This is a genomic window from Nostoc sp. (assembly GCF_036917415.1).
Taxonomy (GTDB): Bacteria; Cyanobacteriota; Cyanobacteriia; order Cyanobacteriales; family Nostocaceae; genus Nostoc.
Window position 1 is genome coordinate 21,940 of record NZ_JBALDJ010000074.1, and the last position, 12,906, is coordinate 34,845.

The window sequence follows — 12,906 nt, forward strand, 5'->3', positions numbered from 1 at the left end:
TTTGCATAGCGTCACGCCGAAGTATTACCCACCCTAATTATGCAAGTTAAATGTGGAATAGCTTAGTAGTTAGTTAACGCTGAAAGCGCTTGTAGTTTCTTTGACAACTTCATCTATTTTAGGAGTAACTGAAAGATGCACAATATGCACTGAACAAGGAGCATGGTGAAGAACGTAGTTACTCACACTACCGAGAAATAGTTCCATCAACCGAGAATGACCCCGACGCCCCATAACAATTAGGTCAGCGCCACAACTATGGGCTAAATCACAAATAATCCGACCAGGATTACCAACATTTTGTGTAAATTCCGTAGTGACACCTGCTGTGTTTGCTTGAGCACAGAAAGATTGCAACATCTGGATTCCTAGATTTTTAAAGGTATCCCACTGTTGTTGGTATAACTCAAAGCTTTGATTGGTCAATCCTGGATAGGAGTCCATATTAGACAGCATAGGTACATAAGGACTACCCTCTTCTTCCGAAGATAGGACATGAAGTAACATTAAGCTAGCTTGTGTTAACTTTGCTAAATCCAATGCTTCCTTAAAAACCTGTTGCCCTATTTCCGAGCGATCTAATGCAACTAGAATCTTTTTAAAGATCATAATAGACCTCCGATTTTATTGGTAATTGGTCTTTACGGTTTCGGGTTTCCAGATGCTGGATTGTCAAAAATGACTAATCCCTCAACTATATTTAGCGACTTTTGAATTTTAAATCTCTTAAAGGTTTTCGCCCTATATTTATATTTATAGCAAAACATTTATAGCAAAACAATTTGAGAAACTTGTGAGGAAAGCCAGCATTTATCTTTGAGCATCAGGGAGCATCCCATTTTGGAAGAAATATTTTTGATCCCTGAGCCTAAATCCTTCTCTCAAAATTGCTATGCATTAGTCACATTTTTCTTAAAATTGCTGTAAAGAAGTCAGGAACAGGATTGTAGAACAAAGCGATATGTGGATATTTGACAAAAGCAGAAGAATGTAAATGACGAAAATTTTCTAGGCGATCGCTAACCACAAACTGGAGAATTTGAGTGGATAACTATCAATGCTTTTGCTCTTGTTTTAAGTAAGTTATATTTTTGTTGAGAAAGATTGGGGTAATGGATAGCCTAAAAGGAGAGATCAATATATTGCATACAAACGAAAAGGGTAAAGCATTAAACAATCCGGTTAACAATTGTCCACACTTCTCCATCAGAGCGAACATAGGGAACGGAGATTGTCTTAAAGCCAGTAATAAAGGGCTTGTAATAAATCTGCCAATACATTGGACTCAGTTGATTGGCACAAGCCTTAAGAAAACGGACTTCTGCTGCCAATTCACTTGCTAGTTGATTAATGCGTTGAGCATGAACCTGAGCCACTTCTTTGGCTTCCTCTAGCTGTTGCTGTTGGATAAGTTGCTTTGATTCACCTTGCCAGCGTACTAACTTACCTTGTTTTTGTTTGATCTGGGCTTCCAAGGCGGCGATCGCTGCATCTATGCCTTGGAGTTCAACTGATAATTGGGCATTTTCTCTAGCTTGACGGCGGTAAGCTTCTACCATCGCCTGGGGTGAATCATTCTCGCCAGAGATGACATTATTAATAGTGAGTGCAGCGCGTTCTTCTAAAAGAGACTGAATTTGAGAGTTAAGCGCCGCTATTTCAGCCTGAGTTTGCTCCATAAATCGAGTTTTAAGTGCTGAGTAAAATATTAAAAGCTTTTTGCGCCTTGGGTATCGAGAGAAAGCGATCGCACCTCGGCTGTAATTCCTTCTTCTTGCCAAGCAGCTAACATCGCCGCCTCCACTGCCTTTGAGTGTAACTTATCCACCAAAGCTAACAGTGTCGGCCCCGCACCACTAATCACCATACCATAAGCACCAGCACTAACAGCTGCGATGTTGAGAGCATCATAACCAGGAATCAAAGCTTTACGATAAGGCTGATGCAATCTATCTTGTAAAGCTGTCTTTAACCATTGTCCGTTACCAGTTTCCAAGCCGCGTAACAATAAGCCCAAATGGGCTGTATTGAAAATCGCATCAGCGCGACTCACTTCATTTGGAAGAACGCCCCGCGCCTCTGAAGTAGAAAGTTCAAAATTAGGAATAGCCACAACTGGTACAACATCTTTATGCCAGGGAACATCACAAATTTCCCAACCCGCGCCACTGGTAGCTGCGAGACGACATCCTCCCAACAAAGCTGGAACTACATTATCAGGATGTCCTTCCATTGCGATCGCTAACTCCATCACCTGTGACTGAGACAGAGTTGCACCCTCAAGTTGATTAGCAGCAACCAAGCCACCAACAATTGCTGTCGCCGAACTACCCAAACCCCGCGCCAACGGTACACCTAACTTAATCTCTATTTTCACAGTCGGCGGTGTCTGTTCTATATGTTGATAGAACTTGACAAACGCTTGGTAAACGAGATTGCTCTCATCAGTTTGGACTCGTTCAGCTTCTGTACCAGTTACATGAATATTTAGCCCACCTTCTTCTAGGCGAGTGAACTTGAACTCGTTGTACAGCTTTAAAGCTGCACCGATGCAATCAAAACCAGGCCCCAAATTCGCAGTTGTAGCAGGAACGGTAACAGTGATGGCAGAAACAACAGACATTGGCAAAACTCACTAATCATCAACTAGCATCCCATGTAAAGGGTTGATTTGTTTACTAGTGATGCTAATTATCTGTTGTGGTAGTTTGCATACCCATCTGAGTGTTTACATTTTATTAATATATTTTTATACCTACTAATTTAAAAATAATGTTATTATCGGATTATATATTGACTATTTATATTAACTAATTTAAAAAATGGAATATTTAAAGCGCTTTCTTGAGTATGCTCCTGAAGCGTATGATGCTATTCGTGATGCTGACGATATAGCAACGATTGCACGTAACACTGGATGGGCAGAGTTTCGCATTCGTCGGATCAAAAAACATTTATTTTATGATGAACACCAGTTGGATTAAGATCTCGGATTTAACCGCTTTAGTCCAGATCCAGATATAGCAGATGCCTGGATTAGGTTACAGCGAGGTAATTTTGACCCTGAAGATTTGAGACTACTGGAACATGAATACTTTGAGTCGAGGTTTGAAGGCATTTTCCATACTAACTACCGTACAGCTCATGACGCTACTGAACGCTCTGGTCGTTTGTGGAGTCCCTTAGTAACATGAGCAGAACTCAAATGAGTTAAAACTAAAGTATCCAACTTTTAAAGACCACATTAATCTGTTATGGCTTTTTATGTATTGATTCTAAAAGAAAAGGAGGATGAGACCGGCGTTACTTACCGCTTTGGCGCACATGAAGATCGTCTCGGCTCTTTATGGATAAATAAATTGAGTGGAGAAATTAAGGAACTTCAAGAAACGCCAGAGCAAAACTCGCAGGCATTTTTTCAACGAGCAGCAGTAAAGGTTTGGCAAAATTGGAAAAAAGGAGCTTTTCCATAAAAAACATCTTGGGCATCCTGAGAATAATTTGGAATTGATAGCCTACCCATAGTGAGCGGCTATCAATGCTCTATTATTCCTCAGAAATATACTTAGCTTTGGCTCTTTTCCACAAGTCTATTGGGCAAAAAGCTTACTTCAAAGTTCCCAAAACGGGCGCTACCTCAACCTCTGAAATTTGCGGAACCAAGAAACCCTCGGCATAAATTTGGGGATTTGTTTGCGAGACTATGGCATAAGACTGGCGAAGATTAGCATTAACTGCGACAGTCTTCACGTCGTACATCTGCATCGCCATCTTGGGATAGAAACCAATACCAATAATCATCAGCAGAAAACAGGCAGCGATAAACACCTCACGCGGTCTTGCATCGTCATAGACAGCATCTTCTGGTACGAGGCAGTCCGTACCAAAACAAACTGTTCCCTCATCTTCTTGATTTTCTGAGCCTGCATTATTAATGTCACAGATGAGGGCTGCACCCTGACCATAAAATACCTCTCGCAGCATGGAAAGTAGATAGATAGGTGTGAGGATGACTCCAACTGCGGCGAGAAAAACTGTAACGGTGCAGAAAGTCGAACTGTAAACGTCACTGCTTGTCATACCAACGAATACCGAGAGTTCGCCAGCAAAGCCGCTCATACCGGGAAGTGCCAGAGATGCCATCGCGGAGATTGTAAACAGGGCAAAGACTTTGGGCATGGCTTGACCAATACCGCCCATATCTTTCATTACCATTGTGTGGGTGCGATCGTAAGTAACACCTGCTAAGAAAAACAGCACCGATGCAATCAAACCATGCGAAATCATCTGTAATATCGCGCCGTTGATTCCCAAATCAGTGAAGGACGCAATCCCCAGCAGTACAAACCCCATGTGAGAAATCGACGAATAAGCTAAACGCCGCTTCATATTGGTCTGAGCAAAGGAGTTCAATGCACCATAGATAATGTTGACAACACCAAGAATGGCTAGAACCGGCGCAAAATAAATGTGTGCATCGGGAAGCAACTCAAGATTCAGGCGAATCAGTCCATATCCGCCCATCTTCAGCAACACACCAGCCAAAATCATCGATACAGGAGATGATGCTTCGCCGTGGGCATCAGGCAACCAAGTATGCATCGGGAAGACAGCAAGCTTGACACCAAATGCAATCAACAATCCTGCATAAAGTAGCAGTTGTAGACCAAGGGGATATTCTTTACTGGCGAGGGCGGTGATGTCAAATGTCATATTACCGCCGCCATATAGCCCCATTGCCAGGGCTGCCACTAAAATAAATATAGAAGCAGCTGCGGTATACAACAAAAATTTCGTAGCTGCATAACGACGCCTTTGCCCACCCCAAATGCAGACTAGTAGGTAGACGGGAATCAGTTCTACTTCCCACATGATGAAAAATAGCAGCAAGTCTTTAGCAACAAACACCCCTACTTGTGCAGAATACAGCACCAGCATTAAAAAATAGAAGAGGCGAGGTCGGCGATCGACTTGCCAAGCTGAAAATATCGAGAGTGTGGTGACAAATCCGGCTAAAAGCACAAGTGGCGCTGAAAGCCCATCGACTGATACCGCCCAGTTAAAACCTAACTGAGGCACCCAAGCATAATTTTCCACCATTTGAAAACTAGCACTGCTGGCATCGTAATGCTTCCAAAAGGCGTAGCACATCAAGGCAAAATCTGCAATACCTATACCCAGTGCATACCACCGCACACGCTTACCATCTTTATCAGGCAACACAGGGATGAGCAGGGAAGCAACGAGTGGCAGTAAGACAATCGCGGTAAGCCAGGGAAATTGATCCGCTATCATGTATGTATAGAAAAATACTTATTTAGTCAATTATGTCATTCTACTAAACTTTGTAACATTTTCTTCATAAATCTTTGTCCCAGTTAACCGCTTTTAGGGACTGGAGACTGGGGAAGAAATATTTTTATTTGTTAACTGTATCTTGTGTACGCAGTTGATAATAGCTATTTACTTACTCACGGTACTAATCCCGCCCGCAAAGCACGGACAGCAGCTTGTGTCCGGTCAGCAACACAGAGTTTATTGAGAATACCTCGAACATGAGTTTTGACAGTACCGACTGTTAAATAGAGCCTTTTCGCAATTTCTGCATTGTCACAGCCAGCGACAATCAACTCTAAAACATCCATCTCTCTATGAGTTAAAGGATAGCTGACTATACTTTTCTCAGTATCTGGGTCAATACCTTCAATTAAGACTCTTTTTCCAGATGCGCCTCTGCTGCCATCGGGGAAATCTTGACGTATTTGTTGTAGTACAAGGTCTGCGATCGCTGGATCGATCCATGAGCTACCTGCATAAGTCGTTTGTACAGCCTCTACTAGTTTCTCTGTTTCTATATCCTTCATGCAATAAGAATCTGCACCTGCTGCAAATGCTGCTAAAACTGCTTGTTCGCTATTTTGCATCGTTAAAATTAGCAGCTTTGTTGTGTAGTCCTCATTCTCTGCCTGATACTGCCTAAATGTGCGTGTTAACTCAATACCATCCATGTCAGGCAAACCAATATCAATAGTAGCAACATCCGGCTTGAGAGTTTTCAAAAGCTTGATGCCGTCGGCTGCATTGGCTGCTTCACCAACAATGTTGAACTCTGGCTGGGTTTGTAAAGCAGACCGCAAGCCGATTCTTGTCAGGTTGTGATCTTCAATTACAAGGATCTTGATTTCACTCATAGTTGCTTAACTTTACTGTTATTTATCTAAAGTACAGATTAAAATAATCTCGTTCTTCTATTCGGGATCTTATACAAAAAGCAATGCGTTTGGTATTGTTCTCTGAACTTCATCTACCATTAGACATAGATAACCTTATCTCGTAAGCTTTTCTAAGGCAAGAGTTTCGATATGACAATATAAGTAGGTGGGCGTAAGTAAGTATTTGTCGTTGGGATAAGGCAGGAGGCAGGAGGCAGGATAGCGCAGCGGTAGCGAGTCCGCGAACGTCGGCAGGAGACAGGAAGCAGGAGGTAAGAGGGTTTTAGCCTCGTTCATTTTTTAACACACAGTTTGGTTTTATTCTGCCGACCTACTTAAGTTAATCAAAAAATATTTTTATACATTAACCTAACGCTCGATGTTTTATGCTAAACAATTTTTCATGAAAAATCTGGTAGCAAGCAAAAGTAGGTGAGTACTAAATAGCTACCCTTGCTTTGGGTGGGATTATGCACACAAAAGGGACTAAAATAACTCACTATAGCACCCAAGTACTGATATTAATTGGATAATTCAGGCGCTTAAGATACTTGTAAAAAAATATGCTATTTTAATAAATTGATATATTGAATACATACAAAAGCAGTGTAGTTACGTAGAAAATAGGTATTTTACTCAGGAAACTCTAAAAGAAAATGTTAATCCTTAATAATCTCAGCGCTGGTGAAGTAAGCTATTACTAGATTTGCTAGGGATAGCCAAGCACTTCTTTTTTATTTAGCCATGTCTTTACCTAAAACTGTCAAAAAAGATAAAATTCTCGTTGTCGATGATATTTTTGACAATCTACTGGTCTTAGAAGCAGTCCTAGAAGATGAGGACTATGAAATTAGCTTGGTAGAAGATAGTAAGATTGCTCTGGCTATGGTTGAAGAGTCACCGCCAGACATAATTCTCTTAGATGTGATGATGCCGGAGCTAGATGGCTATGAATTTACTCGGCGCATCCGACAGAATCAGGCGTTGCCATTTATCCCGATTCTGTTGCTCACAGCTCACTATGAGTCTAGCGTTGTTGAAGGACTTGACGCTGGTGCAGATGACTTCATTCGTAAACCATTCGATCCTGATGAACTACATGCAAGGGTGCGATCGCTCCTACGCCTCAAGCATAGTATCGACGAACGAGATCAGATGGCGAACCTCCGGGCAGATTTCGTCTCGCGTTTTACTCACGATTTACGCATACCGTTGGTAGCCTCCAACCGCGTATTAAAATTATTGCTGGAAGGCAGATTTTGCGATGTTTCACCACAATTGCAAGAGATAATTGATACCATGATTGGCAGCAATCAAGACCTGCTGGAAATGGTAAATATCTTGTTAGAAGTTTATCGTCATGAAGCGGGCTGTAAAACCTTAAAAATTTCTCCCTGCAATATTCAGGAATTAGTTAGTGAAGTTTCCCAAGAATTAACACCTTTAGCTGAAGAAAAAGGATTAGCTGTAAACATCGATCGAGGTGAAACTGCAAGCACCATTATGGGCGATCGCTTAGAACTGCGGCGAGTTTTGACAAATATCATCGGCAATGCCATTAAGTTTACAGACAAAGGTTCTGTAAATATTCACTGTTATCTGACTCCGGTAGCTGTGAATATTGATATCCAAGATACAGGGCCAGGAATTTCTAAACCAGATCAGGCAATATTATTCGAGCGATTTCGTCAAGGGAAACACCAACGTTCTGGTAGTGGTTTGGGACTATATTTATCTCGCTGTATTATTGAAGCACATCAAGGCACAATCGATGTGACATCTGAACCAGGCAAGGGTAGTACATTTACTATCCGTCTACCTTTAGCTGACGAAAACTAAAAGTAGGTAGACAAAAAATTCTTACCGAGAAGTTTCTGGAACAATATCAGGACGCTCTTTATCTTCCCAACCTACAGGAAGTTTGGAATTGTACCAGGCAATTGAAAGTCTTCTTATCATTAATACAACTTCATCTTCTGGTACTATTAAAGAATATCCATTTAATATAAGAAAAGTAGCCATCGAAAGGAAAGCTAGCCTTTTATTACCATCTATAAATACATGGTTCTTAGCAAATGTAAAAGCATAAGCTGCTGCTAATTCAAAAATAGTTGGTGTCGGTTCGCCATAAACATATAAATTTAAAGGTCTTGCTAAACTAGCTGAAAGCAGATAAGTATCTCTTATACCAGGAAGACCACCGTGTTCAGCTAGTTGTTCTTCGTGCATAGCTAAAATAACTTCCTCACTCAACCAAAAAATATCATTCACTTAGCTAACTCACCAAGCGCATTCCTATACTGTTTACTTACTTGCTTATAAGCTTCCATAGCCTTATCAAATTTAGATTTGCGAGATATTTCTTGAATATTACGGCGTGCTTGAGCATTACGAGGAGTTGTCACAATTAAAAGAAATCTTCTCTTTACAGTGACTAATCTCAAAGTGTTTCCAATTTTACGAAGTTTCAAGATTTGCATAATAAAGCATACTCTCTGTTAACGTCGTTAATACCATACACATTTCTATTATCCGGGTAATAAAGAAAAAAGTCACTTTCTCACCATAAACTCACTCTGCCACTACCAAAATTCTTTACTGCTACACGACCGCACCACAGCCCCTCACAGGTCAAAGCCGCTATTCACTCGCATCATCGGGTACTAAGGCTAGTAGGCTATAGCTGAAATTCACCCATTCCCAGCACAGCAGATAACTCGGCACTAGGGAGAGTAGCCGAGTGTGACGATTGCTTTAAACCAACCGCAAAAATGAAGATATATAAAGGACTTTCTCTATTTGGCTTGCAGGCAAGTTTGCAGGTACTAGGCAAAGATCGGGCCGCTCAAGTTGTCAAAGCTGAATTGGAGACAGCTTAGAAAGGTGATGTTCGGCAATTTAACATTGCAACTTGGGTTAATTAGCCGAACATGATATTACGCCACTTACTCCCCTTTTCCAAAAAGAGAGGTTAGCACCAAAGAAAAAGACTCGCGTAGCTTGCCGCCGTAAGCATCACAGTTGGTTTTATAGCGGGTTATCCAAAAAAGTACAAGTCACAATAGTTTTATATTTGTTGCCTGACTTTGCCTTTCGTATTAAAATTTTGAAGTAATGCTTCATGGTTAATGCAGTCAAACGTTCAATTCGGATATTAAAGATGCGCCCCTGCACGTCTGATTTTCTATATCACCCTACAGAATTTATCTTCTTGCATTTACAACCCCTTTTTATGGTGGACTGTACTTAGGGTGTGTGGGGGCGGACGATCGCTTAGGTGCGATCGCGTCACTGGTTAACTATCTACTGGGTGCAAAGAGTTGGCTCGTGTGTCATCCTAGATTTATGAGAGTTAATTCAGTGATGTCTTTGGTTTTAGTATTGAAAGGCTTTTTCCTTTTAGTATTTACAGACTTCTGAGAGAAATTAAAATCTCTACACAGTGATGATTTTGGAGAGAATCGATGTCAATTTATGTAGGTAACCTCTCTTATGACGTTACACAAGAAGATTTAAGTGGTATTTTTGCAGAATATGGTACTGTAAAGCGCGTTCAAGTACCTACTGACCGGGAAACAGGTCGTCCGCGAGGCTTTGCCTTTGTGGAAATGGGAACTGAAGCTGAAGAAACCGCTGCCATTGAAGCTCTCGACGGTGCTGAGTGGATGGGTCGTGACCTGAAAGTGAATAAGGCTAAACCCAAGGAAGATAGAGGTGATAGAGGTTCCTTTGGTGGTAACAGAGGAGGATACGGCGGCGGCGGCGGTGGACGTGGCGGACGCTACTAATCTTGGAAACAAAAAACTTACCAAGAGTCTTAAGGTCAGACAAACAAGAGTCTGTCTTTTTTTTGTAATGTTACCGCCTGCATAGCCATTGATGAAGTCAACTTAGTAGGAGAAATAATGACCCAAGTAATTGTAGGTGACAATGAACACATTGAGTCAGCCTTACGACGATTTAAACGAGAAGTTTCCAAGGCGGGAATTTTTCCAGACATGAGAAAGCATCGTCATTTTGAAACACCCTTAGAAAAACGCAAGCGCAAGGAAGTTGCCAAGCACAGACAAAGTAAGAGAAGTTTTCGTAATTAAGGGTTGACATAGATATAAACGAATGCCCTCATAGATTTTATGAGGGTTTTCCTTTTGTCTATTTTAAAATCAGGAAATCTAAAGAAACGCTAAAATCAAGTCAGCCTTTGTATTGTAGCGGTTTTGTCCCACATAACTTAGAGTGCGGTTCTAGGACCAAATCTTGATTGTCAAGTATAATGCCTGTGGTTCGGTTACTTGTCAGCCGAATATCCACAAATGAGCATTATCTGAGCATCCAATGGGAAACAGCAACAAGCAAGCTACTAGCAAGACACCAAGAGGCAACGTATCCGTATATGTAGAAAAGGGTAGGGTTAAGGGTAGACTTCCTAGACAGTACTTCGGAAGCAAGCAACCAAGGATAGCTTTTGGTATGGAAGCGACCGAGCCAAATATAGCGAGAGCGCAGCGAATAGCTGAGAGAATGACTCTTGATTTACAAGATGGATGTTTTGATGAGACTCTAGTTAAGTATGGCATTGCAGCCGATTTAAAGCTTAAGGGCACTAATGCGGATGACGACCAACTACCGCCTAAACCAGACCTGTCTCTGTTGGAAGTATGGAAAAAGTACAGCGATTACGTAAAGCCAAAATTTAAGGAGACAACATTTGATAAAGCGTTTCTTGAGACTTACCCTAATTTCCTTAAGTCAGCTATGAATGCTACAAAGTCTGAAGATTCGATAAAAATTAAAAACTGGCTAGTTGAGAACAGAAGTATAGAAATAACCAGGAACTTGCTATCTCACCTATCAAAAGCTTATCAGCTTGCAATAAGACATAAGTTAATAAGCTTTAATCCTTATGATGGTATGAGTGAAGAAATAACAGTTAAAAAAGACAAAGGTAAAACCAAGGATGAGATAGAGACGGATAACGATGTACTAGAGAAAGCTAAAGCTTATACATGGAAAGAAGCACAGCTAATCATGAAAGCTTTTCAAAATCACCCAAGATACAACCACTACCATGATTTTGTGAAGTTTAAATTTTTTACTGGTTGTAGAACAGGGGAAGTTATAGCTTTTATGTGGGGAGATATCAATTGGGGTAAAGAATGTATTTACTTTAGACGTACTCACAATGAGCGTAAGAGGAAATATTACAACTTAAAAAATGCTGTAGGAGATAAAGAATTAATTAGAATTTTCCCAATGCCTAAAAACGGTGAGTTATGGAATTTACTGAAATCAATTCCTCAAAAAGATTTAAATGACAACGTGTTTAAATCCGCCAAAGGCAAAGTGATATGGGCATCCTTTTTTAATCGAGTGTGGAAATACGATCATCAAGCTGAAAGGAATGGCATTATCCTTGACTTGATAGAGAAAGGTAAACTCTCTAAATATTTGCCTAGCTATAATACTAGACACACCTTCATTACGCATCAAGTTTTTGATATAGGTATTGATGGGAAAATTGTTTCTTCTTGGTGTGGACACGGTGAAGTAGTAAGTCAGAAACACTACCAGGATATTGCCAACAAAGCATCACAAACTATACCAAGTTATGAAGAGACAGACAATAAACAGCAATCAGAACTAGATCTACTCAAAAAGAAGCTGGAAGAACAGCAGGAACTAATCAAGAAATTGATGCAAGAAAAAGGAAAATAAGCTAGAACAACCATCAACAATGGGATGCTAAACAAGGGGAAGAAACTCGTAGTTTTGTAGTCTATAACGATGAAGCGGAAATCCTGAGAAAGTATTTTAAAGACGTTGAAAACCCTAATATCTAATTTTTAAACTAAAAAAATCCCATCTTTAGGGCAAACAATTCTCACTAATCTATGAGAGGTAGGTTGAGACTTACTCATTATTATTCTGTCTGTCTAATTTTTCTTGTATCGCGTCTCTACAGAATTGTGGCGGATTGTCTTGTGCTTTAACCTCATCCTTCATTTCCTTGGTAACTCTAAAATTTAACTGTTCCGTTAGTTCTTTACTTGGTGGATTGTTAAAATTTTCCGGTGTACCTTTAGGGTTGGGCATTGTTGAGAGATGTAAATATAAGTTAATATCGATGATAACGCCGATATAAATTTTTTATCGATGAGTAAACCGTCTGGAAAACTGTTACTCATCGATACCACTTTTAAGGAATGGCAATTCTATTTTATGTTCACACGTACCGAATTAGAAATCAAAACTGTACCTGAATTGCGTCTGCTATGTCAGCGTTACAGATTAAAGCCTACTGGTAATTCAGGGTATAAGGATAGCTACGTTGTCTCGTTAATGGCTTTCCCGGCATTGGCGTTAAATCAATTGCAGCAACATAGAGGTTTAAAGCGCTTAAGTTTTGAGGATTATCAAGCACTTAGCGCTATTTTGGATAAGATGGATCGCCCCACTGATGAACAGTCAGCACTGATTAAACTTAGCTTGGAAGGGAGATATTATGAATCACCGAAGGCATGGGAACAGCAAAAACTTCTAAACCTTTACAAAGCAAAATTAAAGCTTGAGGAAATTCTAGACCTACTTGGCGATTAATCCCAGGGTTAGCGCGTCTCAAACCCTATTGACAAATGGATTCTATGAGAGAGTTGAGTTAGGGAGAGCCGCCGCCAAAACAGAAACCATATACTGA

Annotated in this window: 14 protein-coding genes and 2 pseudogenes; 7 read left to right on the forward strand and 9 right to left on the reverse strand. The window is 40.6% G+C overall.

Annotated elements, in window-relative coordinates; genetic code table 11:
- Positions 1–69: 69 nt before the first annotated feature.
- The 3 genes from V7K41_RS15310 to thrB form a co-directional block, all read right to left on the reverse strand.
- A complete protein-coding gene (locus tag V7K41_RS15310; protein ID WP_334849452.1) occupies positions 70–606 on the reverse strand; it encodes a universal stress protein in 537 nt (178 codons plus the stop codon).
- A 563-nt stretch (positions 607–1,169) separates the two neighbouring features.
- Positions 1,170–1,679, reverse strand: a complete 510-nt coding sequence (locus V7K41_RS15315; protein WP_334849433.1) for a hypothetical protein — start codon at positions 1,677–1,679, stop codon at positions 1,170–1,172.
- 29 nt (positions 1,680–1,708) lie between these two features.
- Positions 1,709–2,623 (reverse strand): homoserine kinase, encoded by a 915-nt coding sequence (gene thrB, locus V7K41_RS15320; RefSeq protein WP_334849434.1) that lies wholly within the window; start codon positions 2,621–2,623, stop codon positions 1,709–1,711.
- A 199-nt stretch (positions 2,624–2,822) separates the two neighbouring features.
- Here thrB and V7K41_RS15325 point away from each other — a divergent pair, with 199 nt between their 5' ends.
- A complete protein-coding gene (locus tag V7K41_RS15325) occupies positions 2,823–2,984 on the forward strand; it encodes a hypothetical protein (RefSeq protein ID WP_334849436.1) in 162 nt (53 codons plus the stop codon).
- Positions 2,985–3,254: 270 nt separating this feature from the next.
- Positions 3,255–3,473: a hypothetical protein gene (locus tag V7K41_RS15330; protein WP_334849438.1), complete on the forward strand. Its 219-nt coding sequence runs from the start codon at positions 3,255–3,257 to the stop codon at positions 3,471–3,473.
- Between the two features lie 133 nt (positions 3,474–3,606).
- Here V7K41_RS15330 and V7K41_RS15335 read toward each other — a convergent pair whose 3' ends face one another.
- A complete protein-coding gene (locus V7K41_RS15335) occupies positions 3,607–5,295 on the reverse strand; it encodes an NAD(P)H-quinone oxidoreductase subunit 4 (protein WP_334849440.1) in 1,689 nt (562 codons plus the stop codon).
- 176 nt (positions 5,296–5,471) lie between these two features.
- Positions 5,472–6,191, reverse strand: coding sequence for a response regulator transcription factor (locus V7K41_RS15340; protein WP_334700199.1), 720 nt, complete (start codon positions 6,189–6,191; stop codon positions 5,472–5,474).
- A 765-nt stretch (positions 6,192–6,956) separates the two neighbouring features.
- Between V7K41_RS15340 and V7K41_RS15345 the strand changes: the two genes are divergently transcribed.
- Positions 6,957–8,051 carry a hybrid sensor histidine kinase/response regulator gene (locus V7K41_RS15345; protein ID WP_334849442.1) on the forward strand — a complete coding sequence of 365 codons (1,095 nt, stop codon included), beginning with the start codon at positions 6,957–6,959 and terminating at the stop codon, positions 8,049–8,051.
- Between the two features lie 21 nt (positions 8,052–8,072).
- On the opposite strand, the pseudogene psb35 reads toward V7K41_RS15345, so the two are convergent.
- From psb35 to V7K41_RS15355, 3 genes and pseudogenes are all read right to left on the reverse strand, one after another.
- Positions 8,073–8,156, reverse strand: a pseudogene (gene psb35 / locus V7K41_RS32885) (photosystem II assembly protein Psb35); the annotation flags it as partial.
- Positions 8,157–8,171: 15 nt separating this feature from the next.
- Positions 8,172–8,483: pseudogene (locus V7K41_RS15350) on the reverse strand (type II toxin-antitoxin system death-on-curing family toxin); the annotation flags it as partial.
- Positions 8,480–8,692: an AbrB/MazE/SpoVT family DNA-binding domain-containing protein gene (locus V7K41_RS15355; RefSeq protein WP_334849443.1), complete on the reverse strand. Its 213-nt coding sequence runs from the start codon at positions 8,690–8,692 to the stop codon at positions 8,480–8,482. The pseudogene V7K41_RS15350 and the gene V7K41_RS15355, both read right to left, overlap by 4 nt.
- Positions 8,693–9,676: 984 nt before the next feature.
- Between V7K41_RS15355 and V7K41_RS15360 the strand changes: the two genes are divergently transcribed.
- The 3 genes from V7K41_RS15360 to V7K41_RS15370 all read left to right on the forward strand — a co-directional run bounded on the left by V7K41_RS15360 (position 9,677) and on the right by V7K41_RS15370 (position 11,927).
- Positions 9,677–10,000: an RNA recognition motif domain-containing protein gene (locus V7K41_RS15360; protein ID WP_104909692.1), complete on the forward strand. Its 324-nt coding sequence runs from the start codon at positions 9,677–9,679 to the stop codon at positions 9,998–10,000.
- 117 nt (positions 10,001–10,117) lie between these two features.
- Positions 10,118–10,306: a 30S ribosomal protein S21 gene (rpsU, locus tag V7K41_RS15365; protein WP_012407716.1), complete on the forward strand. Its 189-nt coding sequence runs from the start codon at positions 10,118–10,120 to the stop codon at positions 10,304–10,306.
- Between the two features lie 376 nt (positions 10,307–10,682).
- Complete coding sequence (locus V7K41_RS15370) at positions 10,683–11,927, forward strand: site-specific integrase (RefSeq protein ID WP_334849446.1); 1,245 nt, start codon at positions 10,683–10,685, stop codon at positions 11,925–11,927.
- A 195-nt stretch (positions 11,928–12,122) separates the two neighbouring features.
- Here the strand turns inward: V7K41_RS15370 and V7K41_RS15375 are convergent, their stop codons facing one another.
- Positions 12,123–12,305 (reverse strand): hypothetical protein, encoded by a 183-nt coding sequence (locus tag V7K41_RS15375; protein WP_334849448.1) that lies wholly within the window; start codon positions 12,303–12,305, stop codon positions 12,123–12,125.
- Between the two features lie 60 nt (positions 12,306–12,365).
- Between V7K41_RS15375 and V7K41_RS15380 the strand changes: the two genes are divergently transcribed.
- The gene (locus tag V7K41_RS15380) at positions 12,366–12,809 is read left to right on the forward strand and encodes a hypothetical protein (RefSeq protein ID WP_334849450.1); all 444 of its coding nucleotides are present in this window, start codon (positions 12,366–12,368) and stop codon (positions 12,807–12,809) included.
- Positions 12,810–12,906 lie beyond the last annotated feature (97 nt).